Origin of the sequence: Sessilibacter corallicola (assembly GCF_021290925.1) — a bacterium.
In the GTDB taxonomy this organism is placed as follows: Bacteria; Pseudomonadota; Gammaproteobacteria; order Pseudomonadales; family Cellvibrionaceae; genus Sessilibacter; species Sessilibacter corallicola.
This window is the reverse complement of the sequence record NZ_JAJSLX010000001.1, coordinates 882126-907764: the sequence shown is the minus strand read 5'-3', so window position 1 is coordinate 907764 and position 25639 is coordinate 882126. Positions and strand designations below refer to the sequence as shown.

The 25639-nt window shown below is 44.9% G+C and carries 16 protein-coding genes; 11 read left to right on the top strand and 5 right to left on the bottom strand.

The features are described from left to right. The first annotated feature begins 9 nt into the window (after positions 1-9). From bioD to LU361_RS03750, 3 genes are all read left to right on the top strand, one after another. Positions 10-684 carry a dethiobiotin synthase gene (bioD, locus tag LU361_RS03760; protein WP_233086979.1) on the top strand — a complete coding sequence of 225 codons (675 nt, stop codon included), beginning with the start codon at positions 10-12 and terminating at the stop codon, positions 682-684. Between the two features lie 839 nt (positions 685-1523). Beyond that, positions 1524-4451 carry a TonB-dependent receptor domain-containing protein gene (locus LU361_RS03755; protein WP_233086978.1) on the top strand — a complete coding sequence of 976 codons (2928 nt, stop codon included), beginning with the start codon at positions 1524-1526 and terminating at the stop codon, positions 4449-4451. Between the two features lie 100 nt (positions 4452-4551). Further along, complete coding sequence (locus LU361_RS03750) at positions 4552-5085, top strand: redoxin domain-containing protein (protein WP_233086977.1); 534 nt, start codon at positions 4552-4554, stop codon at positions 5083-5085. Between the two features lie 358 nt (positions 5086-5443). Here LU361_RS03750 and LU361_RS03745 read toward each other — a convergent pair whose 3' ends face one another. Together LU361_RS03745 and LU361_RS03740 are read right to left on the bottom strand one after the other, a co-directional pair. Continuing rightward, positions 5444-6826 (bottom strand): sigma-54-dependent transcriptional regulator, encoded by a 1383-nt coding sequence (locus LU361_RS03745; RefSeq protein ID WP_233086976.1) that lies wholly within the window; start codon positions 6824-6826, stop codon positions 5444-5446. A gap of 195 nt (positions 6827-7021) precedes the next feature. After that, a complete protein-coding gene (locus LU361_RS03740) occupies positions 7022-8635 on the bottom strand; it encodes a sensor histidine kinase (RefSeq protein WP_233086975.1) in 1614 nt (537 codons plus the stop codon). Between the two features lie 382 nt (positions 8636-9017). On the opposite strand from LU361_RS03740, the gene LU361_RS03735 reads away from it, so the two are divergent. Continuing rightward, positions 9018-10646, top strand: a complete 1629-nt coding sequence (locus LU361_RS03735) for an NAD+ synthase (protein WP_233086974.1) — start codon at positions 9018-9020, stop codon at positions 10644-10646. A 106-nt stretch (positions 10647-10752) separates the two neighbouring features. Here the strand turns inward: LU361_RS03735 and LU361_RS03730 are convergent, their stop codons facing one another. Continuing rightward, complete coding sequence (locus tag LU361_RS03730) at positions 10753-11748, bottom strand: outer membrane protein assembly factor BamD (protein WP_233086973.1); 996 nt, start codon at positions 11746-11748, stop codon at positions 10753-10755. A 360-nt stretch (positions 11749-12108) separates the two neighbouring features. On the opposite strand from LU361_RS03730, the gene rluD reads away from it, so the two are divergent. From rluD to clpB, 3 genes are all read left to right on the top strand, one after another. After that, positions 12109-13074 carry a 23S rRNA pseudouridine(1911/1915/1917) synthase RluD gene (gene rluD, locus LU361_RS03725; protein ID WP_233086972.1) on the top strand — a complete coding sequence of 322 codons (966 nt, stop codon included), beginning with the start codon at positions 12109-12111 and terminating at the stop codon, positions 13072-13074. Positions 13075-13124: 50 nt separating this feature from the next. After that, entirely contained in the window at positions 13125-14018 is an 894-nt protein-coding gene (pgeF, locus tag LU361_RS03720) for a peptidoglycan editing factor PgeF (RefSeq protein WP_233086971.1), read from the top strand. A 166-nt stretch (positions 14019-14184) separates the two neighbouring features. After that, on the top strand, positions 14185-16770 hold the full coding sequence (gene clpB / locus LU361_RS03715; RefSeq protein WP_233086970.1) for an ATP-dependent chaperone ClpB: 2586 nt from the start codon (positions 14185-14187) through the stop codon (positions 16768-16770). A 186-nt stretch (positions 16771-16956) separates the two neighbouring features. On the opposite strand, the gene LU361_RS03710 is transcribed toward clpB, so the two are convergent. After that, positions 16957-17433 (bottom strand): DUF4124 domain-containing protein, encoded by a 477-nt coding sequence (locus LU361_RS03710; protein ID WP_233086969.1) that lies wholly within the window; start codon positions 17431-17433, stop codon positions 16957-16959. Between the two features lie 431 nt (positions 17434-17864). Here LU361_RS03710 and LU361_RS03705 point away from each other — a divergent pair, with 431 nt between their 5' ends. The 4 genes from LU361_RS03705 (at position 17865) to LU361_RS03690 (ending at position 24701) form a co-directional block, all read left to right on the top strand. Beyond that, entirely contained in the window at positions 17865-19601 is a 1737-nt protein-coding gene (locus LU361_RS03705) for an acetolactate synthase 3 large subunit (protein ID WP_233086968.1), read from the top strand. Between the two features lie 2 nt (positions 19602-19603). Beyond that, positions 19604-20095 carry an acetolactate synthase small subunit gene (gene ilvN, locus LU361_RS03700; RefSeq protein WP_233086967.1) on the top strand — a complete coding sequence of 164 codons (492 nt, stop codon included), beginning with the start codon at positions 19604-19606 and terminating at the stop codon, positions 20093-20095. 411 nt (positions 20096-20506) lie between these two features. Then, entirely contained in the window at positions 20507-21484 is a 978-nt protein-coding gene (locus tag LU361_RS03695) for a glycosyltransferase family 2 protein (protein ID WP_233086966.1), read from the top strand. A 511-nt stretch (positions 21485-21995) separates the two neighbouring features. Further along, entirely contained in the window at positions 21996-24701 is a 2706-nt protein-coding gene (locus LU361_RS03690) for a non-ribosomal peptide synthetase family protein (protein WP_233086965.1), read from the top strand. A 79-nt stretch (positions 24702-24780) separates the two neighbouring features. On the opposite strand, the gene LU361_RS03685 is transcribed toward LU361_RS03690, so the two are convergent. Beyond that, complete coding sequence (locus LU361_RS03685) at positions 24781-25563, bottom strand: WecB/TagA/CpsF family glycosyltransferase (RefSeq protein WP_233086964.1); 783 nt, start codon at positions 25561-25563, stop codon at positions 24781-24783. Positions 25564-25639 lie beyond the last annotated feature (76 nt).

The window sequence follows — 25639 nt, the reverse complement described above, 5'->3', positions numbered from 1 at the left end:
GAATCTATTTTGGCTAAAAAATTTTTTGTAACCGGCACAGACACTGAAGTGGGAAAGACTTTTGTTTCTTGCGCAATTTTAGAAAAAGCCAAACAAGCAAACTTAAAAACCGGTGCGTTAAAGCCCATTGCCGCAGGCGGTTTTGACGACGAAGGTATCATTAAAAACGAAGATGCCGTGGCATTATCAAACGCCATGACATTAACATTGCCTTACCAATCCATTAACCCCGTTATTTTAAAAGAGCCCATAGCACCGCATATTGCCGCAGAAAAAGAAGGTAAAAAATTGAGTGCTTCTCGTTTGCACGGTTTTGCTCAAGGGGCGTTATTAAATCGCGCCGATTTGTGGTTAGTGGAAGGCGCCGGCGGTTGGTTTGTGCCTTTAAATCAACGAGAGACCTTGGCCGACTTTGCCGTGCAATTAAATGTGCCTGTTATTCTTGTGGTTGGCGTTCGATTAGGCTGCCTTAATCATGCGCTGCTTACCGCTCAAGCCATTGCTCAATCTGGATTGCCGTTAGCAGGTTGGGTTGCCAATTGTTTGGATTCCGAGGCTGCGTATACAGAAGAAAATATAGAAACCTTAAAAGGCCGAATTCGCGCACCGCTGCTAGGGGTTGTTCCAAAATGCGAATCCCCTGTTGAGGCAGCGACGTATATTTCTTTAGAAGCCCTTCTTTAAATCCCCACATTATCTCCCAAATACCGCAAGCCACTACTGCCGTGGTGGCCGCTTTTTAGACTAAAAAACCATCAATTGTATCGGTAGAAAATACAGGGTGGTATTTTCCTTTTAAAAACAATCAGATACAGTAAGAGTGTTCCCCGCATGCGCGGGGCTAAACCGGTACAGGTTCTGGTTTCACTGTTCTTGATGCGGTGTTCCCCGCATGCGCGGGGCTAAACCGGGGCTGAGGGAAATGCAAGATAGTCAACGGCTGTGTTCCCGCATGCGCGGGGCTAAACCGACGCTGCAGGTGTCGCCGAATTTGTGGTGACTGTGTTCCCCGCATGCGCGGGGCTAAACCCGTTTGAATTTCGGTAACTCAATGTTTAGAAGAAATAATCGTATAAAGGCAGGCGTAGAAAACTTTTGGTGAGAGTATGAATTCGCTAACTATTATTAAAAATAAAACTGAATTGGGAATTTTTGATTTATACGAATTAATTTAATCCTGATATAAAAAATTAACGGGTTCAACCTGTAATAGGATTTGGATCACACGTTAATGTGTATTTTATTTGTTTGTTTTTAACCTCATTTACTTTTTCGTCTATCAACACTCCCTTCTTATATTAATTCTTCTTATTTGTCAGTCCTTACAGGGCGGTCAATTTTATACAGCTCGTCTCTGGCTTGATGTGCATTTGCGAAAATTGGCGTAAACGTAGGAACGACTAAATCTATTTATCGAACGATTAATCCTATCAATATTTTTATAAATATCGTCAGCTTTTGTGCATGCGTCCAAATAATTCTAGCAATAAATAATCAGATTTTAATCTGGGCGGAGACTGTCTATGCAACACCTTGATGTCAGGTTTTATGGTAAGTCATTTAATAAAGTCGCTTTACCGGCAGCACTTGCCTCGTGTTTTCTATTTTCTACATCTCCCGTTTATGCTCAAGCCAATGGTGCCAACGACACCATTGAAGAAGTGAGTGTAACCGGTACTCGAATTCGTCAAGATCCGCTTTCGCAAGGATCTCCAGTCACAACGTTAACTGCTGAGGATTTGGATCGTTCAGGCTTAACATCGGTGGGTGATTTCTTACAGCGCTTAACGGCGTCTGGCGGCGGATTAAATTCGCGTTTTAACAGCAGTGGTAATTTCGGTTTTCCACCCGATGGCGGTGGTATTGGTGCCGGTGCCTCGCAAATTGATTTGCGTTATTTAGGGTCTAATCGAACCTTGGTTTTGGTGGACGGTGTGCGCTGGGTGAATGGGTCGTCGGCCAGTGGCGTCTCGTCTGCGGTGGATTTAAACACCATTCCAACGGCAATTATTGAGCGAATTGAAGTTTTAGAAGATGGCGCGTCATCCATTTACGGCAGTGACGCAATTGCCGGTGTTGTTAATATTATTACCAAAAAAGACTTTGACGGCTTTGAAATTGAAGCTTATTCCGGTGCGTACGACGAAGGTGATGGTGAAAGTAATGAAATTAATTTATCCATTGGCACGATTGGCGATCGCTCACGGATATTTTTAAATATTGGTTATGTTAATGCGAACGATGTGCTTGCGGCGGATCGTGATCAGGCTTCTACGCCCATTCCATTTGTGACTAACGGTTTAGGTGGCAGTTCGGGTACACCTCAAGGACGTTTCTTTTTTACGGATCCAAATACGGGTTTGCAAGTTGACTGTACGATTAACGACGGTGTCACGGGTGTGCCGCGTTACGATGCCGCAAACCCCTGTGGTCCAAACGATGATTTCAGTCCATTTACAACGGCAGATCGATTTAATTTCTCGCCATTTAATTTGGTGCTAGCCCCCAATGAGCGCACCAATATTTACACTCAAGCGCAATACGATTTAACGCCATCAACAACGTTTTATTTAAAAGGTTTGTTTAACAATCGTAAATCAACCAATCAGGCAGCGCCCGAGCCATTATTTATTGGCCCAGAAGCCGGGAATGGTAATCTGTTAGATACCATTTCGGTGGATGCGAGTAATCCGTTTAATCCGTTTGGCTTTACGCTCGACGCCAATACCAATCCCTTCTTTTTTGGTCGTCGTCCATTAGAAGGTGGTCCGAGGGTGTTCGAGCAGGACGTGAATACTTTTTACGTGGGGGCTGGTTTGCAAGGCCAATTTGAGTTGGGTGATCGCAATTTTTATTGGGATGTTAATTTTGCTCGCTCAGAAAACCGTGCTGATCAGATCAAAACCGGCGGTTACAACTCTGCGAGAATTCAAGAAGCGCTGGGCCCAGATTGTACGGGTTCTTGTGTGCCATTAAATTTATTCGGTGGCCAAGGTGACGGTAACGGTACGATTACTCAGGAGCAATTGGATTTTATTTCGTTTGTGCAAAAAGACGTAAGTGAGCAAGAGTTATCGAACGTTACGGCAAACATCAGCGGCGATTTATTCCAATTACCCGCAGGCCCCTTTGCTTTTGCAGCAGGTATAGAATACCGAGAACAAGATGGATTTTTTCAACCGGACGCTGTTGTTGTTGCCGGTGAAAGCGCGGGTGTTCAATCAACGCCTACACGTGGTGGCTTTGATATTGAAGAATATTACCTTGAGTTGCAAATTCCTATTCTCGAGAATTTACCCGGCGCTGATCTTTTAGATTTATCTCTGGCAATCCGAAACTCTGACTACAGTACGTTTGGTTCGGAATCCACCAGCAAAGTAGGATTTAAATATCGCCCGGTCAGCAATATTTTATTGCGCGGCAGTTTTTCTGAAGGATTACGTGCTCCGGGAATTGGCGAGTTGTTCGGCTCGGCTGCACGTTTCGATCAAACCCTAGCTGATCCATGTTCCGATATTTTAGGCACGCAAAACGGTGCCATTCCGGCTGACCCACAAACCGTTGCAAACTGTGCTGCGTTAGGCGTTCCTGTTGATGGCAGTTACGTTCAGTTTAATCCACAAATATCGGTAACCACGGGCGGCAATCGAGAGTTGCAACCGGAAGAATCCGACAGCATCACCTTAGGTTTTGTCTACGATGCCGATTGGGTCGATAGCCAAGATTGGATTGAGCAGTTTACCGTTGAAGGCACCTATTATGAGCACGAGATCGATGGTGCAATTCAAGCGTTGGATGCGCAAGTACAATTAGAAGGTTGTATTTCAACGTTGGATTCGGGCTTGTGTAACGGAATAACACGAACCTCAGGCGGTGTTATTAACGGTTTTTCTAATCAGTTAACGAATATCGGTGGTATTGAAACCTCCGGTTATGATTTAAGTTTTGTCTATTTAAGCCCGACCTATAGTTTTGGCCAAATTAAATTGACTTGGCAAAATACGTTCTTAGACGAATACATTGAGCAGGTGCCAACATCAACCGGTTTTATTGATGTGCATTTGGAAGGTACTGAAACGGGTGATCCTGAGCAGGCTTATCCCGAATTAAAATCCACATTAACGTCCGAATTGTTTTACGATAATTGGGCGTTTGCCGCGACTTTCCGTTACATTGATGAAGTTACCGAAGATTGCACAGGTTTGGATGGCTTAGGACTTTGTTCCAATGAAGCTGAAGAACTGAATGTTTTGGAAGACACTTTATACGTTGATTTAGCGGCAACTTGGTCATTGCCTACTGAGCAAGAAATTACCTTGTCTGCGGGTGTGCTTAATGTTACTGATGAAGATTCTCCAACCTGTTTTAGTTGTGCTTTGAATGGGTTTGACGCAACCACCTATGACGTACCTGGCGTATTTAGCTATTTGCGTTTTAACATTAAATTATAAAATAATAAGTCATTCACGTTATGGAACCGGCCGTTGGCCGGTTTTTTATAGCGCATAAAATTAGTTGTATAACACGATGAATTTATTTGAAGAGGCTATTATGAGTGCGTTTAAATTATCGGCGGGGGAAAAATTTCCCGCAATGTCGGTGGCTAAATTTGGTGGTGGTGAACTGCAGTTAGGAAAGCCTGCTGAAGGTTGTGACTGGCAAATGGTGATTGTGTATCGCGGTAAACATTGCCCGTTGTGCACGCATTACTTGAAGGAATTAAATCCACTGCTTGCCGCTTATAACGAATTAGGGGTGGATGTTGTTGCCGTGTCTTCCGATACCGAAGAAAGAGCAAAAGAACAACTGGCTTTGGTTGAGCCCGAATTTGCAGTGGGTTTTGGGTTGACTGTGGAACAAATGAAGGCTTTGGGTTTATACATTTCAACACCAAGACCACAAGAGTCGGATTCCGTATTTGCTGAACCAGGATTATTTATTATTAATGGTGATGGAAATCTACAGGTGGTGGATATTTCCAATACACCGTTCACCCGCCCGAATCTTGAAAGTATTATTAATGGGATTCGTTTTATTCGCAATCCTGATAATAATTACCCGATTCGTGGTACCTTTACCGAGTAAACGCTCCGATTAAAAATTTAGATCGAAAACGTATCAGAGTGCTGGAAGCTCTAACTATAGGAGCCTCTGACTAACCTCAAAATTACTCAGCGTGATCTCAAGCGTGCAGTTGCAAGGCGACGTTTGCAATTAATGGCCCTTTCCGTAACAGACATGGGGCCTTAATAAAAACGGCAACGCCGCAAATGTGCGCTTGAGGCCACGCCTTTCAGGGCCTGCCAGTTTTTTCCTGCTTTGCGTTGTGCTTTTTCGATTTAACCCGTTAGACCTTCAAAAGCACGCCTTAATCAGAAAAAAACTCCTTGGCCTGAGTGATCTTGAGGTTAGTCAGAGGCTCCTATAGAACTTCCAGTGTGAGTTAATCGTTGTCTAAATCCAATTTTTTTAACCGATATCTCAATGAGCGAAAAGTAATGCCTAATGCTTTTGCGGTTGAGGTTCGATTCCAGCGGTTATCTTCCAGCGCATTCAACAGAATTTCTTTTTCAATTTCTTCTAAATATTCGTCGATAGAGACGCTGCCGTCGTAAGCGTTTGTGGATTTAGTTGGTGGGCTCGGATTGGATGGCGTTTCAATTTTGCTGATTTTATTGTGTTTAATCGGCGCGAGCTGAAGGTCGGTTTGAGTGATTAAATTATTTTCACACAAGGTGTAAGCACGTTCGAGTACGTTTTCTAATTCGCGCACGTTACCTGGAAAATCGTAATTTTCCAGGGCCGTTTTTGCTTCGGGTGCCAAGGTGGCTTTCGGTAACTGAGTTTCTTCGGCAAATTGGTTTAAGAAAAAATCCGTTAACAACAAAATATCTTTACCGCGCTGGCGCAACGGCGGGACCAATACCTCAATCACATTAATGCGGTAATACAAGTCAGCGCGGAAGGTGCCGTCTTCAATCGCTTGTGGCAGGTTTTTGTGACTCGCGCTTAAGATGCGCACGTCTATTTTGGTTTCGGTTGAATCGCCAATGGCTCGCACGGCTTTTTCTTGAATGGCACGAAGCAATTTTACTTGCATGTCGAGCGGCAAATCGGCAATTTCATCTAAGAATAAGGTGCCGCCATTGGCGGCTTGGAATAACCCTTTTTTATCGGATTGAGCGCCGGTAAAGCTGCCTTTGCGGTAGCCAAAAAATTCGCTTTCAACGAGTTCGGATGGAATCGCCCCACAGTTGACGGCAACAAATGGTTTCTCGGCTCGCGGCCCTTGTTGATGAATGGAGCGGGCAACCAGTTCTTTACCACTGCCGGATTCACCCGATATAAATACTGGGGCCTGTGAGCGTGCCAGTTTGACAATTTTTTGTTTGAGTTCTCGGATCTGATCCGATTCACCTTTGATTAAATGCTCGGAATCGGAACTGGCTTCGGTTTTATTGTGAGAAGCATTCAATGCCGATTTAACCAGCTGTCGCAACAGCTCCAAATCGACCGGTTTGGTAATAAAATCAAATGCTCCGGCTTTCATGGCTTCAACAGCGGTGTCCATATTGCCGTGTGCGGTAAATACGGCCACCGGTAAATTGGGCTTGCTGGTTTGAAGCTCCTTAACCAGATCGATGCCATTGCCGTCTGGCAATCTCATATCGGTTAAGCACAGGTCGTAGTGATTCTCTTTTAATTGCAATTTTGCACTTTTGAGATCGGGCGCTCGATGAGATTCAATACCCATGCGCGAGAGTGTGATATCCAATAGTTCGAGAATATCGGGTTCATCGTCAATGATAAGAGCTTGATGGGACATAATACGGTTTGACCTTTACTTGTGTCGTTGACGATTCAGAGAATGATAAACCAGCGATGTGCTTGTTTGTTCATTGATTCTGTCTGAAAAAAATTACTGGGTAATTAAGAAACCTCTGATTATGTCTTAATTACCGCAATTGAAAAATAGCGTAATTCCCAACGGTTTGATCAACAAAATGCCTGTTGGTAGGTGTTAGAACATTTGTTGAGCGTGGGCAAAGTTAATTTGAAAGCAGCTTTTTTCGTTGTCGTTGTAAAAATAATTCAGTGATGCCTGATTGAGTTGGCAGAGTTCTCGCGATACGTACAAGCCCAGCCCAGATCCGGTGTTTTCTGTTGTGTAGAACGGTTCAAAGATGTGTTTGAGATGTTCTTTAGAAATTCCAACACCGTCGTCTTGAATTTGCAAACTGGTAATTTCTCCGTTATCGATATTGCTGGCTCTGAGTAACAAGTGATGCAATCCTGTGTTTTTAAAGCTGTAGCGCAACCCATTTTCAATAAGGTTCGTTAAAATTTGTCGCAGGTGATTTACATCAATTTTTGCCAAAATCGGTTCATTGTTGTCACTGATAAAGACCAATTCTATGTCGATTGGAGGATCGATGGAGTGCGTAATTTCATAATCGGCGATAAATTTAGGCAGCCACTGTCTGAGATCGATCACTTCGGCCTGGCCCTGGCTTCTGCGCGATAATTGCAGAGTGTTTTCAATGATTTGATTCACGCGTTTGGAGTGATTGATAATTATATTCAGTAAGCGCTCATCGCTACTTTCTCTATTTGGCGTTTCGGCCAACAATTGTGCGGCGTGGCTAATCGCCCCCAATGGGTTTCGAATTTCGTGGGCGATACTTGCCGTTAATTGCCCCAGTGATCCGAGTTTTAATTTCTGAGCTTCTTGTGCCAGCAATCGATGGTCTTCAACGAACACTAAAATACTTGCGTTAGGTTGTTCACCCAACATGGCAAAATTAATTCGCACGTCGTTATTCGATTGCGCAATGTGTACCGGCTCTTGCAGTGTGGTCGGTGATTCTCGCCATTGTTGGTAAGCGCGGTAGACGATTGGGATGTGTTCTATATCGGAAATATCCCGATACATTTCGTGCTTTAGGCCAAGCAGCTCACCGGCGGCGTGGTTAATCAATTGAATTTTTTCTTCCGCATCCATCACCAGTACGCCTGTTCTCATTCTGGCAATAATCTGTTGCGATATATCAATGGCTTTTGCTGCTAAGTGGGCTTGGTCCTGAGCCTCGGCGGTACTTTCTCGAATTCGCTGGGTTAGGTACTGGAATAAAATCGCGGTGGCGAACAGCAAAATACCGAGGGCGGCGGCTGAAAATAAATCCGCCGCTTTGTTGCCGTGGGTAATGCCAGAAATAATCGTTTCGGCCAGAGCCGATATTGCCGCGAATGCCGCGATAAACATCGCCCACTGGCCGCGCAAAAAAATGGCCCCGGTGGCTGCTGTAATTATTAACAGATAGCCAATGCCACTTTTAATGCCGCCACTGGCGTAACTTAAAAGGTTAAGTGCGAAAATATCGACGATCAGGAAAAATACAACTTGAGAGGTCGTGGGCTCTAACCGACTTATCCACAGTCGCAGCAGCGTTAGAATATTGAGGACGGTGTAAACAAGGGTTGTGTATAAGAACAGTTGCTTATCGATACTGCCCAATAAATCAGTAATTAAATCACTGGTGTGGAGCATTAATAACAGGCTGCCGAGAGCGACACGATAGTAAGTGTATACCCTCAGTAAACCGTAGTTATTGTCGTAGATGTCGGTTTTTGCCATTGAATAAATTGTTGTTGTGGTAAAAATTGTTGTTTTGGTCGACGGTTAGAAAAAATACTCCGCGCGTAATAACGAGCATATCATTTCCAGACACAGGATTTCATGCACGTGTGTCTTCAGTTGAACCGAGTTGCGTTGCGATATGAGTTGCCATGTGAGTAGTCATGTGCGTGATCATGTGAGGTCTCATTGTGGACGGTTTTAGCGGTGAGCCTGGGACTACACGTCTTAAATAGCGAGTTACTTGGCAAAATTAGATCCATGAATCATTGGTTGTGCAAAGTGCGTGCTCGTCTTTGCCTATTTCAGCAGATTCCAGGACAATAGCACTCTGTGCATAAGCCCAATTGCATACTAATCGAATCAGGCGTAGGAGAAGTCGGTGGCTGGATTAAACGTTGTAATGGCCCAATTAAATTTTATGGTTGGGGACATTCCAGGCAATCTTGAGAAAGTAATTTCAGTTCTTGAACAATCAGCGGAAAAAGGCGCTGACGTGGTGGTTTTTCCTGAGTTAACTCTCATTGGCTATCCGCCAGAAGATTTGTTGCTTAGACCCAGTCTAGAAACGCGAATCGATAATGCATTAAATGATTTAAAAAGCCGGATGCCTGCGGATATTGCCGCCGTGGTGGGTTACCCCAAAGTGGTTGATGGCAACGTTTTCAATATGGCGGGTGTTTTCTTAAACGGCAATACGGTCACTGAATACGCGAAGCAGTGTTTGCCCAACTACCAAGTCTTCGATGAGAAACGATATTTCACAGCAGGCCACTCGCCGTGTGTGTTCGAGTTGTCGGGTATCAAAGTTGGCGTGACGGTTTGTGAAGATATTTGGCTTCCCGAGCCTACGGAACAGGCGCGACTTGCCGGCGCTGAAATTATGTTGAATTTGAACGCCTCACCGTTTCATCGTGGTAAAAATTACGAGCGCGATGAGTTGCTTGGTCAACGCGCCAACGAAGGCCAGATGCCTATTGTGTACGTTAATTTGGTGGGCGGGCAAGACGAGTTGGTGTTTGATGGCGGATCAATGGTTGTCGATGCCAAAGGCGAAAAACAGTTCCAAGCGCCGTTTTTCGAAGAAGGGCTTTATCAGGTTAATGTAGAGCTGGGTGATGATTGCGCCACAATTACCCCCAATCAATTGATCGAACCACCTTCGGAATTGGCGTCAATTTACCAAGCCCTTGTCTTAGGCGTGAGAGATTACGTTAACAAGAACGGCTTTAAAGGGGTGGTTCTGGGTTTGTCTGGCGGTATTGATTCGGCCTTGACCCTTGCTGTTGCGGTTGATGCTTTGGGTAAGGATAGGGTGGAAGCGATCATGATGCCGTTTCGTTACACCAGCGATTTATCCAAAAATGACGCCGCCGACGAGGCCGAGCGTTTGGGCGTGCGCTATCAATCAATCAGCATTGAGCCGATCTTCGACGCCTTTATGGCGAGCCTTGCTGAGGAGTTTGAAGGCACTGAGCGAGACACTACCGAAGAAAACCTGCAAGCGCGTGCGCGAGGGGTTTTGTTGATGGCGATCTCTAACAAGAAACGTTACTTGGTTTTAACCACTGGAAATAAGAGCGAAATGGCGGTGGGTTATTCCACGCTCTACGGTGATATGGCTGGTGGTTACGACGTATTAAAAGACGTGCCAAAGGTTACTGTGTTTGAGTTATCGCGTTACCGCAATACTATCAGCGAAGTGATTCCTGTCAGTGTGATTGAGCGTCCGCCTTCGGCTGAACTGGCGCCGGATCAAAAAGACGAAGACAGCTTGCCGCCGTACGAGGTTTTGGATGAAATCCTGTATCGTTACATCGAATTGGATGAGAGTGCTGAGGTGATTATTGCTGCAGGTTTTGAGTCTCAGACGGTGAATCGTGTTTTGCGATTGGTAGATATTAACGAGTACAAACGTCGCCAAGCACCAGAAGGGGTTCGTATTACTCAACGCGGATTTGGTCGTGACCGTCGTTATCCCATTACCAATGGCTGGAAAATTGGCGATTAGTCCTCTGCGGGTAAATCCGCATTTGTTGTGTTTCAGCGAAGTTTTCCAATCCATAAAAAAACCGGGCAATTGCCCGGTTTTTTGATTGTGTATTCTTAGTTATTGATCAGTTAAACAATCCAAAGCTCAATCGATTTGCCAATGATTTTTGTTTGCTTTCGGCACTGGTCGTGGTGGTTTGGCTCGCGACTCTCGGATCTTCGAGATAAACCGAATTATAGATTTCTCGGCTGTCGTAGGCTGGGGTATCTGGGCGTTCAAGCAGGCCGAAGGTTAAAGTGGCAAGCCAAGATTTATCTTCTTCTTCGATACTGGAATCAGCGTATCGGAAGCTGCCGTCATCATTCAGGGCCGGGTGCTCAGGGAAGTTTTGTGCAAGAACGGTGCGGTTTTGTTCAGACAGCTTTTCCATTCCCAAGAATTTGTAGGCTTGAGTCATTACAGCCAAACCATCGGGAACCGCAGGTGTTTTCTGGAAGTTCTCAACCACATAACGACCGCGATTAGCTGCTGCTAAATAAGCACCGCGTTTAAAGTAGTAGTTTGCAACATGAATTTCGTAACGAGCAAGCAGGTTGCGAAGGTAGATCATGCGCTTTTTGGCGTCTGGGGCGTAAATACTGTTGGGATAGCGGGCGAGCAGTTGTGCGAAGTGAGAGAAAGACTCACGCGCAGGGCCCGGATCACGACGGGTTAAATCGGTAGGTAAAAAGCGTTCAAAAATGCCTTTACCTTGAGTAAAAGTGGCCAAGCCTTTCATGTAGTAGGCGTAATCCACTTGGCGGTGTTGCGGGTGCAAGCGGATGAAACGGTCGGCAGACGCGATGGCTGCGCCAGTTTCAAAGTTTTTGTAATGCGCGTAAATAAGCTCCAATTGAGCCTGTTCTGCGTAGTTACCAAAAGGAAAGTTCTCTTCAAGCAATTGCAGATTGCTGATGGCTGATTCCCACTGCCCTGAACGAAGGAAGGACTGGGCTGAATCGTAAAGCAGTTTTTCGGTAGTGTTTTCTTCGGCGCTCGCTTGATCGTCTTTAGAGCCAAACAGTGAACAACCACTGAGTAAAACTATCATTAGAGCTGCAAGGATGGGATAAACGCGCATAATTTCCTGAGTATAAGTAAAGCAACTGAATTCTTGTTATTAACTAAGCATATCAAAGTCTGGTTATGAAGGCTTTGATGCCAATTCGATCTGATTCTATAGACGGGTATTATTTAACCACAGACGGATGTTAACACCCAAGCTTTGAAACAGTTAACATTTTTCTCTCACAGGCAGTGCTGGTGTTGCGGCCGCCTAATGAGTGTGAATATCTATCGTTCATTATAGCGTCTTACCTTCACTATCGCGCCATAAGAATAGCGCCATAGGATATGAACGATAAAAATCGTGCCACAAGAAAACCTGAGTTTTACCAAACAATGTTAAACTGTTTCGTTTAAATCGTTTGTACAACCATCTATGAGCACTCCAGAACAAACCATTCAAAAGAGCGCTGTCTCTACCCCAGAACATCGTGGTCTCAGATTGGACCAAGTTGCCAGTGAATTGTTTCCTGACTTTTCACGTTCTCAACTGCAACAATGGATTAAATCCGGTGATTTAACCGTCAATCAAAAAACCGCCAAAGCCAAAGATAAGCTCTACGGTGGCGAACAACTGGTGTTGAACGCACAACTACAGCCACAGGGGGAATGGTTAGCAGAAGACATTCCTCTAGACATTGTCTTTGAAGACGAACATCTATTGGTAATCAACAAGCCCGCGGGTTTGGTGGTTCATCCGGCTGCGGGTAACTACACCGGCACATTATTGAATGCGTTGCTGAATCTTAACGATCAACAGTCGTTGTTGCCCAGAGCGGGTATTGTGCACCGTTTAGATAAAGACACGACTGGGTTAATGGTGGTTGCGAAAACATTGCAGGCACACAACGATTTGATTGCGCAATTGCAAGAGCGGTCAGTCAGCCGTGAATACGAAGCGGTTGCCATCGGTACAATGACCGGAGGTGGTTGTGTTGACGCACCCATTGGCCGTCATCCCAAAATGCGCACCCACATGGCAGTGCTGAAAGAAGGCGATGGCAAAGAAGCGGTGACCCACTATCGGTTGGTGCAGCGATTCACCAATCACACTCACGTGCGGCTCAAGCTTGAAACCGGCAGAACTCATCAAATTCGTGTGCACATGGCGCACATTCGCCATCCCTTGGTGGGTGACAATACCTACGCTGGCCGATTTAAAATTCCCAAAGGAGCATCGCCTGAGCTTATCGAAGCTCTAAAAGGCTTTCCGCGCCAAGCCTTGCATGCCCAATCTCTGGGGTTAGTGCATCCAGTATCGGGTGAATATATGGAATGGGAAGTTGATTTACCTGAGGATATGTTAGCTCTGCTTGAGGCATTAGAAGCCGCAGAAGAGTAAACGGCTGCTTTGTGTGACCAATCCTGCTGTTTTTGAGCCTAAGGTTTTAAATGATGGATGAATCCAGTTTTTACATTCCCGATGTTCCCTGGCCCGGCAACGTCAGAGCCTTGGTGACGACTCGATTGGGTGGTGTGAGCCAGGGTGCCAAGGCAGGCTTTAATCTTGCTGATCACGTCAATGACGATGCCGAATCGGTAGCCGCTAATCGACAACAATTGAGTGAGAAACTGGCTCAGGCGCCGGGTGTGTGCCCGCAATTGAACTGGTTACAGCAAGTGCACGAATGCCGAGTGGCTGAGTTATCCACAGAAGTAGCTGATCAGAGCAATCGCATTCACACGCCTGCGGATGCGGCGTTTGCAACTGATTCAGGTAAAGCTTGCTGCATACTGACGGCCGATTGCATGCCGGTGTTAATGTCTTCTAATACCGGCAATGCTGTTGCTGCGGCTCACGCTGGGTGGCGAGGATTGGCGGCCGGAGTATTGTTAGACACTCTCGCTGAATTTCGAGCCATCGAAAATCGTGTGTATTCGGAGTTTGTTGTTTATCTGGGGCCAGCCATCAGCGGTAAAAATTACGAAGTGGGAAATGAGGTTAAAACACAAGTTTTGCAGTACTCATCGTCGATTGCTGAAAAGGTTTTGTGTGTTTTAGATGGCCAAGAATTACACGCAAAAACGACTATTCAGTCGACAAAAAACCAACGTCATATTGAGCAGTTGTATCGATCGTTAATTGAATCTTGTTTCTGTAATAGTCAGAACCCCAATAAATATTTATTCGATCTCTACGCATTAGCCAAAGCGCAGTTGAGCCTGTTAAATATGACTAAAATATACGGCGGCAATTACTGCACCTACGATGATGAACGCTGGTATTCCCATCGCCAAAATGCTCAGTCGGGACGCTTTGCCAGTTTAATTTGGTTACAGAATTAAACCGTTTCTGGAAATTTCTTATACAATTCTAACTTGCGATAAATCAAAAATTCTCTTTTGCGATTGCTTGCAATCTCATTTTGCACACCCATTTAGAAATCAACACACATGCAATACCGAACGGCGCCTTCGGCTTTGCGCTAAGTGACCGTATTTCGAGGACTGTATGAGAATAGATAGATTAACCAATCAATTACAAACCGCCCTTGCCGATGCTCAATCATTAGCGGTGGGACGCGATCACAACCATATTGAACCCGCTCACTTATTGTTGTCACTGCTGGATCAACACGGTGGTTCAATGCGGCCACTGTTGGCTCAAGCCGGTTTCGACGTCACCGGTTTACGCAATGGGTTGTCCAAAGAAATGGAAGGCTATGCCACCATTCAAAACCCAACTGGTGATGTGCACATGTCGCCGGAATTAATGCGGCTGTTTAATCTCTCCGACAAGCAAGCTCAGAAAGCGGGCGATAAATTCATTTCCAGCGAATCATTTTTAATTGCTGCGCTGGACGATAATTCCAGTTCGTTGGGCCGGTTATTAAAGCAATTTGGCGATGCCAATCGTTTAAAAGAAGCCATAAAAAAAGTTCGAGGCGGCGAAACTGTGGATGACCCAGATGCAGAAGGCAATCGTCAAGCGCTGGAAAAATACACCATCGATTTAACCGAACGGGCGGAAGCGGGAAAACTCGATCCCGTTATTGGTCGCGATGATGAAATTCGTCGAACCGTGCAAGTGTTGCAGCGCCGAACTAAAAATAATCCGGTACTTATTGGCGAGCCAGGCGTGGGTAAAACCGCGATCGTTGAAGGTCTCGCTCAGCGAATTATTAATGGTGAAGTACCCGAAGGATTAAAAGACAAACGTTTATTGTCGTTGGATTTAGGCAGTTTATTAGCCGGGGCGAAATTTCGAGGAGAGTTCGAAGAGCGACTTAAATCGGTATTGAACGAATTGAGCAAAGAAGAAGGCCGCGTTATTTTATTTATCGATGAAATTCATACGATGGTCGGCGCCGGTAAAGCCGAAGGGGCAATGGACGCAGGTAACATGTTAAAGCCTGCTCTAGCGCGCGGTGAACTCCATTGTGTGGGGGCGACCACGTTAGATGAATATCGACAATACATTGAAAAAGATGCGGCACTAGAAAGGCGTTTCCAAAAAGTGTTGGTGGATGAACCCACTGAGGAAGATACCGTCGCCATTCTTCGAGGTTTGAAAGAGCGCTATGAAGTCCATCATGGCGTGGATATTACCGATCCGGCGATTGTTGCGGCGACTAAATTATCGCAACGTTACATCACTGATCGACAATTGCCAGACAAAGCCATTGATTTGATCGACGAAGCCGCCAGCCGCATTCGTATGGAAATTGACTCTAAACCAGAGTCGATGGATAAGCTCGAGCGCCGGTTGATTCAATTAAAAATTGAACGTGAAGCGGTGAAAAAAGATGAAGACGAAGCATCGCGAAAGCGCCTATCAAAAATCGACGAAGATATTGCTCAGGTCGAAAAAGAATACGCTGACCTAGAAGAAGTATGGCGTTCTGAAAAAGCGGCTCTTCATGGCTCCCAAGAAATCAAAAGCACGCTTGAGCAAGCGCGCTTGGATTTGGATTCCGCGCGTCGTGCTGGTGATTTGGGTCGTATGTCTGAACTGCAATACGGAATTATTCCCGATCTAGAAAAGCAGTTGGACATGGCGTCTCAGGTTGAAACTCAAGAGATGACGTTACTGCGCAACAAAGTTACTGACGAAGAAATTGCGGAAGTGGTTTCTAAGTGGACCGGTATTCCCATCTCGAAAATGCTCGAAGGTGAACGCGATAAGTTATTGCGTATGGAAGAGGGTTTACACGGACGTGTGATTGGTCAACAACAAGCAGTAGTTGCAGTTTCTAACGCTGTGCGACGTTCCCGTGCTGGGCTGGCCGACCCAAATCGTCCGAACGGTTCGTTTCTATTTTTAGGGCCGACTGGCGTCGGTAAAACTGAGTTGTGCAAAGCGTTGGCGGAATTCTTGTTCGACACCGAAGATTCGATGGTTCGTATTGATATGTCCGAGTTCATGGAAAAACACTCCGTTGCTCGACTCATCGGCGCACCTCCGGGTTATGTCGGTTACGAAGAGGGCGGTTATCTGACTGAGGCGGTGCGTCGCAAACCCTATTCGGTATTACTACTTGATGAAGTTGAAAAAGCGCACCCCGATGTTTTCAATATTTTATTGCAAGTGTTGGAAGATGGTCGATTGACCGACGGTCAGGGGCGTACAGTAGATTTCCGAAATACGGTCGTTATTATGACGTCTAATTTAGGATCGGACGTTATTCAAGAAATGACTAAAATCGACGCTACCAATGACGCCGAGTTAATCAAAAGCGCTGTGCTGGATGTGGTCGGTAATCACTTCCGTCCTGAATTTATTAATCGCATTGACGAAGTGGTTGTTTTCGATCCGCTTTCCCAAGATCAAATTCAAGGCATTGCTAATATTCAACTTCAGCGTTTGAGAAGCCGTTTGGTTGAGCGTGATTTACAGCTGGTGATTGCCGATTCGGTGATGAACAAGTTGGGTGAAGCTGGTTTTGATCCTGTTTTTGGTGCTCGGCCGTTAAAAAGGGCGATTCAAAAAATGTTGGAAAACCCGCTGGCCGAGCAGATTTTGTCGGGCAAATTCTCAGCCGGAGACACCATCAAAGTGACACTCGAAGGTGACAAGGTCAGTTTTGATCGGGAATAAATAGACTGGCAGATTGTGAACGATTAAGGCGTAGATAAAACTTAAACATTTTATCTACGCCTTTTTTGTATCTATTGTGTTTATCTACTGTTCGTATCTACTTTCGTACCTAGCAGGTAACCGAATTCGCTTTGTTTGCGACTGAGGGCAATGAATTGAATGGCAGTGAATAAAGTCGTAATTGGACTATGAACCGCTGCATTCTTTTTCGACAATATCTTTAAACGTTTGTCGACGCTCAGCGACTTCTTCTTCACTCAGAAAACGAAGTTCACCGTTTTCGTCTTTTTCGCGAATTCGCACAAATGTGCTGAGTGCATCTAGGTTTTTACGTGCAGTTTCACAACGGGCCTTTTGAACCGCCGGATCTCTCTGTTGGCCAGCTTCTGCATTCGTAGGTTGTGCTTCGGCCGTCTCGGCTGCTTCCGACTGTGTGCTGGGAGCATTGTATTGAACTGGACTGTTTCCCCGAGCAACGTGATTGCGTACCTTTTCTACATTAGCAACGCCTGCTGGAGGGTGCTCAGAAAAATGCACAACACCGTTTTCATCAGTCCACTTATACAAAGTCGCTGCCTGAGAGCTGAGAGCGAAACAACAAGCTGCAGCCATTAATACAGTTACGGCAGTTTGCTTGAATCTTAGTCGATAGTGGTTGGTCATAATGATGCCCGAAACGGATTTAGTTGAATGGGATTTAACTACTATAGCGGTTTGAGATCAGCAAGAGTAGCGCGCATTCTTAAGATTCTATTTTGCCTGATAAAATAATCTGTCTATCTTGACATTCTTCGTCAAATCAACAAAATGACCGGTTCTCAAGATGGCGTGCAGGCAAGTCGCGCAACCGAGATGTAATGCCTGCCCCAGGTGAGTCAAACCCTCACCTCACCATCCTCATGCGGAGCTGCGTACACCAACGCCGCCTGTTCACCCATCTCGAATAAATATACGAGGTCCGGTGAGGAGCATTCGCAAAACTATCATACTCTTCTCATCGCAAGCAGCTGTCCTTACTATGAGTGGACGACAGCGTTATAGCTATTGGTGAGAGTAACAACGAATGCGGAATTAAACGACAGAGAGGAATAACCGTGGAGATGCTATCCGGTGGAGATATGCTCGTACGCGCCCTACATGACCAAGGTGTGGAACACATTTTTGGTTATCCGGGTGGAGCTGCTCTACACATTTACGACTCGATTTTCAGACAAAAAGAGATCCAACACGTATTGGTTCGTCACGAGCAATCAGCAGCACACGCCGCTGATGCCTACACTCGAGCCACCGGCAAAGTCGGCACCGTGCTGGTCACATCTGGCCCAGGAGCAACCAACACCATTACCGGTATTGCAACCGCGTACATGGATTCCATTGCGATGGTTGTTCTGTCTGCGCAGGTGACTTCTGAAAAAATTGGTGAAGATGCTTTCCAGGAAACTGATATGGTCGGTGTTTCTCGACCTATCGTTAAACACAGCTTTGTCATTACTGATCCGGCAGAAATTCCTGAGATTATTCGCAAGGCATACTACATTGCCGGTACCGGTCGACCTGGACCGGTGGTAATTGATATTCCGAAAGATAAAACCGATCCATCAACTCAATTTCCGTACGAGTTTCCTGAATCGGTAAAAATTCGTTCCTACAACCCGGCGGTTCGCGGCCACAGTGGTCAGGTGAAAAAAGCCGTACAGTTGTTGTTGGAAGCTAAACGCCCGGTAATTTACGCCGGTGGTGGTGTTGTTCAAGGCAACGCCAGCGAATTGCTCACCACGCTTGCTCGCAAGCTGAATTACCCGGTAACCAATACCTTGATGGGTTTGGGTGCATACCCTGGTACTGACAAGCAATTCCTAGGCATGCTCGGAATGCACGGTACGTTCGAAGCCAACACGGCCATGCACCACAGTGATTTGATTTTGGCCGTTGGCGCTCGTTTTGATGATCGTGTGACCAATACGCCGAGCAAATTCTGTCCGCACGCAAAAGTGATTCACGTGGACGTGGATCCGGCGTCTATTTCTAAAACCGTTCGTGCAGACGTGCCCATTGTTGGTGCTGTTGACAGCGTTTTAGGCGAGATGATTGGCTTGTTAGGCAGTTCAAAAACCAAGGTTGATAGTGATGCCATCGATGCTTGGTGGGCACAGATTGAAGGTTGGCGCGAACGTCACGGCCTGTATCACAGCAACCGCTTTGATACCTCCGGCGACAAGCTAAAACCTCAAGAAGTGGTTCAAATGCTTCACAAGGTAACTAAAGGGAACGCCTACGTTTGTTCTGACGTTGGTCAGCACCAAATGTTCGCTGCCCAGTATTACCTGTTTGATAAGCCGCGCCGTTGGATCAATTCCGGTGGTTTGGGCACCATGGGCTTTGGCTTGCCCGCCGCGATGGGGGTGCAATTGGCCTTCCGTGACGACTGTGTGGTGTGTATTACTGGTGAAGGCAGCATCCAAATGTGTATTCAAGAGCTCTCTACGCTCACTCAGTACCATTTGCCAGTGAAGATTATTTGTTTGAACAACCAAGCATTGGGCATGGTTAGACAGTGGCAAGACATGCAATACAGCAGTCGCTACTCCGAAAGCTTGTACGAAGAATCACTCCCAGACTTTGTTAAGTTGATGGAAGCTTACGGCCATGTCGGCATGAAAGTGACCAAACGCGAAGAACTTGAGCAGAAGATGGAAGAGTGTTTTGCGATGAAAGATCGCGTGGTGTTTATGGACATCGCTGTTGATCCGGGCGAGCACGTTTACCCAATGTTGATTGCACCAAATGGTTCAATGCGCGACATGTTGTTAAGTAAGACGGAGCGTACCTAATCATGAGAAGAATTATTTCGATTTTGATGGAAAACGCCCCGGGTGCTTTGTCGCGTGTTGTTGGTTTGTTTTCTCAGCGCGGTTACAACATTGAAACTCTCACGGTTGCACCGACTGAAGATCCAACGCTATCGCGCCTAACGTTGACTACAATTGGCGACGACCACAAGCTTGAGCAAATTACCAAGCACCTCAACAAGTTGATTGATGTGGTTAAGCTGGTTGATTTAAGCGATGGCACGCACATTGAGCGTGAATTGATGTTGGTGAAGGTCAAAGCGACTGGTGCGGCGCGCGCTGAAATTAAGCGTTGTGCCGACATCTTCCGTGGCCAAGTAGTTGATGTTACACCAAATGTTTACGTTGTTCAGTTGATTGGTACCAGTGAAAAATTGGATGCCTTCGTGCAATCTCTTGGCGAAGCTTCAATTATTGAAGTCGTACGCAGCGGTGTTTCCGGCATTGCTCGTGGGGAAAAAATCCTAACTATCTAAACACCCTTCTTGTGTAACGACTTACTAAATTGAAGAGGCGATTTTGTTTGCCTCTTCAATTTAAACCAAGTCGGATTTCTTACTGATTCCCATCCTTCACTTTTATTTATTGTGTTGCTTTTCTTTCGTGAAATGTAATTTTTTATTATTGATCTGTTTATTAAAAACGAAATGCAACATTATTAAACTTCAATATTGTTAGTTAATGCCTTTAATTAGCCTGGAAAATTCGTTTTTATGGTGAGTTTATTGCTTTTATTGGCTAGCTGGTTGGTCGAGTAGATTGTTTGAGAAGCCAAAACCTATCCTGTATAGTCAATTGAATAATCTCCCCTGAAATTATCAGGACAACCCTCTATTTTGAATGCCGGATTAAGGTGCAATTGCTTCTGAGCTTTAGGACGAACACTTATGGAATGGACGACTTGTGATTATCTGGTAGTGATTGTTAACTACCGAACTCCTCAACGAACCATAGATTGCTTAGAAGAGCTTTCCAGCGAAGTTTCAAAAATCCCAAATACCTGTGTTGTGGTCGTTGATAACGACTCACAAGATCAATCGTGTGAACTCATTTCTTCACACATTGCTGAACGCGGTTGGCCTTGGGCGTTTGCGCTGCAAGCACCAAAAAACGGTGGTTACGCCTATGGCAATAATTACGCTATTCGCCAGGCGCTTGCCAGCGATTCACCACCGGATTATTTCCATTTGCTCAATCCTGATACCGAAGTTCGAGAAGACGCAATGGTAATCTTGCGTGATTTCTTGGAAGAGCGCCCAAATGTCGGCATTGCTGGTGGTTGTTTCGAGAACCCCGATGGTTCTTTATGGCGCATCGCATTTCGTTTCCCGTCTATTTTGAGCGAAATTGACCGTGGCTTAAAACTCGGTGTAGTCACTAAGTTATTGAGTGATCACATTGTGCCGAAAGAAATGAGTGATCAGATCGAACAGGTCGACTGGTTACCCGGAGCCAGTATGCTCGTGCGCAGAGCGGTGTTTGAAACTGCTGGCCTGATGGACGAAACCTATTTCTTGTATTACGAGGAAACCGATTTTTGTTTGTCCGCAAAAAGAGCGGGCTGGGAATGTTGGTATGTTCCGCAAAGTCGAGTGATGCATATTGCCGGTGACAGCACCGGTGTGACCTCTCGGGATACAAAACCAAAAAGAGCACCCCAATATTTACTGGATTCCAGACGTCGCTACTTTGTAAAAAACTACTCTATATTCTACGCCGCCGCAGCCGATGCTATGTGGATTGTTTGTTTTGCGCTCTGGCGTTTAAGACGTAAAATTCAGCGTAAAGAAGACACCGATCCTCCGCAATTACTGTGGGATTCAATGCGTAACAGTGTGTTTGTAAAACGTCGAAGTACTCCTTAAACATAGAAAAATTAAAATACGATCATCGCGGGTTTACGCGTACTCTTGAATGTGTGTTTTATTGCCTGAGTATAAGAATTTCGTCGAGCCCACTGTGGTTTGAATTAATGCACTATAGTTCTAGTGCTCGCTAGACAGTTTTTGTTACATCTAAATTATTCGTAACCGAGGTGTGAGCTTCGTTGTTATTCGTCGTCAACTTGGAATAATCGATCTGTATGATTCCGAGTTGATGAAACCGTTTTGGCGAAACCCTGATAGTGAAACCGTGTTACTGGCAGAAATGGGTTTGTTCGGTAGTCATTGGCTGAGTGGGTAATGGTAAACGCTTTATATGCCTAAGCGTGCTAATCGAGGCTTGTGTTTATTTCATAATATTAAGGCAAGGAAAATTATTTTTTCCAAAGGCTTGTATTAATAATGAATGATATTCAGGTACTGTATAATAAGGTATTAGATTTTCCAGGGAAGTTAATAGTGCTCCTCGTTGGGGTGTAAAAGTAGGAAGCGAATGGCTGGCGTAATGTTTGATTTATCACAAGACTATTTTCCACACCAAATTATTGAGCGGCATGCGAACTTAACCCCAAGTTCAATGGCGATTCGATTTGGTTCCAAGGAAATGTCGTTTGCTGAACTGAACCGCAACATCAAATGCTTAGCTGCTGCCTTTAAGTCTGCGGTAGATAACGACCAGCCTAAAATTGCTGTATTGCTTGACCCTAATTTATTGTCTCCTGCTGTTGTTCTCGCCATCTTTAGTATCGGTGGTACTTACATTCCAATCGATCCTGAATTTCCTGAAAGCCGAATTCAGTCAGTAATTCGTCAATCTGCACCCGATGTGGTGATTACCAGTTCAGAGCGAATGATGCTCCTGCCGGAAGGCGTTAAAACGTTAACCCTTCAGAACGCATTGGAGATCAAAGTCAGTGACTGTAATCATTTGGCTGTTGAGATTCCTTTAAATAATACGGCGTTTATATTTTTTACATCTGGCACTACAGGCGAACCCAAAGGGGTTAAAGGGTCGTATTCAAATTTAATTTACTATACCTCGTCGGCCATTCAGCGCTATTCCATGACGTCAAAAACTGTCATGCCTACGATTGCTAAATTTACTTTTAGCATTAGTTTATTCGAATTAATTTGCCCGATATTAGCCGGTGGCTCAGTCAGAGTTTTACCGCGCGCAATGGTCACTAATCCAGATCAGATGGCCGAGGTCATGATGGATATTACAATGATCCATTGTGGGCCTGCGTTAATGCGAAGAATCGTAGATTACTTAGCGCAAACCTTTTCTCCTGAACAGTTGGCTTCTCGATACTCCCATTTGTTTCATGCCTCAATGGGGGGCGATTTGGTTCCTGTTGAATTGTTACAACGATTACTGACGATGTTTCGTCAATCAGAAATTTTTGTGATTTACGGCTGCAGTGAAATTTCCTGTATGGGCACCACTCAGCAATATTTCCTAGAGCAATTACCCGACGAAACATTAGTTGGGTCGCCTTTTGATGGCGTGGATGTATTAGTTGTAAATGACAATGGCGAAGAGGTACAAGCAGGTGAAAAAGGAGAGGTTTGTTTTAGTGGTCCAGGCGTAACCGCGGGTTACTTAAATCGCACTGAATTAACGGCAGAAAAATATCGTAGTCTCGAAAATAAAACGTTTTATAACACGGGCGATATTGGTGTTCTCAATGAGCGTGGAGAACTTAAACTGCTTGGCCGCAAAGATTTTCAAGTAAAAATTAATGGCATTCGTATAGAGCTTGCTGAGGTGGATGTGCATTTGCGGCACGCTCCTTATCTTGATCAAGTCATCGCAATGGCGCAAAGCACGGACAATGGCGATAAAGCCATTTACGCTTATGTGACTCAAGATTTAACGGTTGCTCAAATTTCAGAAATTAGAGCTTATTTGAAAGCTTCTGTACAAGAGGTTATGCATCCGCGAGCATTTGTTCGTATTGACGCACTGCCTACCAACCACAATTTAAAAATCGACCGCAATGCATTGCCGTTTCCCAACGCTGAAAATCTCATTGCTGAGTCAGATGCAGCGCCGCCTGAAACCCCTGTTCAAAGACGTTTACTATCGATATGGAAATCGGTTTTAGGAAACGAAACCATCGGGATTGACGACGACTTTTTCGATTTTGGTGGCACGTCGTTATCAAGTATTGATATTGCTCGAAAAATTGACGAGCAGATGGGAATCAGTGTCCCGCTTAATGAATTATTGTTGGCCTCAACAGTCCGCCTTTTATCAGAAAAGTTAGACGATATTAAAAAGGGCCATAAGACCAGCGGTATGATCTTGTTGCGCCGTGGGAGCGAGCAAGAACAAGTTGTATTTCTTCACGATGGTAACGGCGACGTTATTCCTTATTACACGCTCGCTCAGCAGTTAATTCCTCAAGCAAACGTTTTTGGTTTGGCTCCGAAATCTTTTGGTCGAATTGAAACTGTGCATACTTCAATTGCGCAAATGGTCGATTATTACTGTGATCAAATCAGTCAATTGAATTTGGCTTCTGGGGTTCACATTGGTGGTTTGTGTATTGGTGGATTTGTTGCTTTCTGTGTTGCTGCAGAACTTGAACGCAGGGGTGTTGAAGTTAAAACATTATTCTTGTTCGATTCGCACTACATTGATGCAGTGCCTTGTCAGGCCGAAGAAAAATTGTCTGACAGCGCCAACAGATTAACTCAAGTAATGACTCAGTTAGATACAAAGAATCAGATTAATTTCTTTTTGAAAAAGTTGATTAGCTATTCTAAATATCGAATCAGTGTTATCAGTAAGTGTATTTATCGACCACTTACCTTTCTGAGTTTATTTGTTGCTACTAAATTTAAATTACTGTCTATTTGGTTATTCCCAACGCCAGATGTTGATACTGTTTTGCGCCGTTGTGAAAAAAAATTCCGAAATGGTGCATTTCGCCCTCAATTTGATAGCAAGGTTGTCTTTTTTAAAGCACTTGAGGCCCAGGATGACCTTGAGGGTAAAGCCGGTTTAGAAATTGATGACACTCCCTATATGAATTATTTCGAGGGTGATTATTTGGGCTGGGACAAAATTATTCCTAAAGATAATTTGGAAAAAGTAGAAGTGGGTGCGGGACATTCGACAATGTTAATTGGGCGTTACGTTGGAGTGATTGCCAATGTGATTAACACAAAGCTGAAGCAGTCTGTACGTTAAATCGGAATAGTTTTAGTCAATAAGAATTCCAACCAATAAAAAAGGAGCCTTAAGGCTCCTTTTTTAGGTTTAGCTGATATTAAGATCGAGAACTATCAGGCTTTGCTGATTCTTCGAATGGGTTTTTGTAGAGGCCCAATCGTTGTTTTAGTAGAAGCCACAAAACCGGTGGCTGATGAACTAAATATCGGTGCCAGCGTTGCTTAGGTTCTTTGAGTAATCGATACAACCATTCAAATCCCCAGTCGGTAATCCAAGGCGCTGGACGTACCAAGGTTTTGGCTTCGTAGTCGATGGTTCCGCCAAGAGGTAAAAATGTGTGCACATTCTTCATCTTGTGGCGGTTGGTGTACATGAATTTCTCTTGTCGACCAGCACCAAGCCCAACAAGTAATACCGTTGCGCCAGAGTCGTTGATTTTCTGAATCATTCTGTCGACTTCTGCCGGGTTGGTATCGTAATCGAACGGAGGGGAATCAGTACCAACAATGATTTCTCGGCCAATTCGCTCGTTAACGTTTTTCGCAGCAATTTCTGCGATACCCGGACCGCCACCACAAAGGAAAACCTTGATGCTCTCGTCATCTTTATATTTTTCGCAGTACAGAGGGAAGAAGTCTGAACCGGAAACACGTTCTTTGAATGGAGTTCCTAACAGTGAACCAGCTGCTACCAAAATTTGACTATCACAGGTTATAACGTCGAATTCAGAAATGATATCGTAGAAATCTTTCTGCTTTTGCAGCTTCATTATCATGTCGACATGCAGAGTAAGCAGAAAGCCGCGCTCGAAATTTTCAACGAGCTCTTTCATCGTAATGTTATCGAGATCGATGTTAAGGAGTCTAATTTTTTCGTTCACTAAAAACTCTCCATAGTCGTAGTAATCATCATAAGAAGGGCGTGATAATTGACACCACAAGTCCGTTTATAAAGAA

Excerpts from the sequence above, each read along its gene's own strand:
- LU361_RS03740 (WP_233086975.1), bottom strand. The coding sequence starts at position 8,635 with ATGGCAAAAACCGACATCTACGACAATAACTACGGTTTACTGAGGGTA.
- LU361_RS03710 (WP_233086969.1), bottom strand. The coding sequence starts at position 17,433 with ATGACCAACCACTATCGACTAAGATTCAAGCAAACTGCCGTAACTGTA.
- LU361_RS03730 (WP_233086973.1), bottom strand. The coding sequence starts at position 11,748 with ATGCGCGTTTATCCCATCCTTGCAGCTCTAATGATAGTTTTACTCAGT.
- clpB (WP_233086970.1), top strand. The coding sequence starts at position 14,185 with ATGAGAATAGATAGATTAACCAATCAATTACAAACCGCCCTTGCCGAT.
- LU361_RS03690 (WP_233086965.1), top strand. The coding sequence starts at position 21,996 with ATGGCTGGCGTAATGTTTGATTTATCACAAGACTATTTTCCACACCAA.
- LU361_RS03695 (WP_233086966.1), top strand. The coding sequence starts at position 20,507 with ATGGAATGGACGACTTGTGATTATCTGGTAGTGATTGTTAACTACCGA.
- rluD (WP_233086972.1), top strand. The coding sequence starts at position 12,109 with ATGAGCACTCCAGAACAAACCATTCAAAAGAGCGCTGTCTCTACCCCA.
- pgeF (WP_233086971.1), top strand. The coding sequence starts at position 13,125 with ATGATGGATGAATCCAGTTTTTACATTCCCGATGTTCCCTGGCCCGGC.
- LU361_RS03745 (WP_233086976.1), bottom strand. The coding sequence starts at position 6,826 with ATGTCCCATCAAGCTCTTATCATTGACGATGAACCCGATATTCTCGAA.
- LU361_RS03755 (WP_233086978.1), top strand. The coding sequence starts at position 1,524 with ATGCAACACCTTGATGTCAGGTTTTATGGTAAGTCATTTAATAAAGTC.
- ilvN (WP_233086967.1), top strand. The coding sequence starts at position 19,604 with ATGAGAAGAATTATTTCGATTTTGATGGAAAACGCCCCGGGTGCTTTG.
- LU361_RS03750 (WP_233086977.1), top strand. The coding sequence starts at position 4,552 with ATGAGTGCGTTTAAATTATCGGCGGGGGAAAAATTTCCCGCAATGTCG.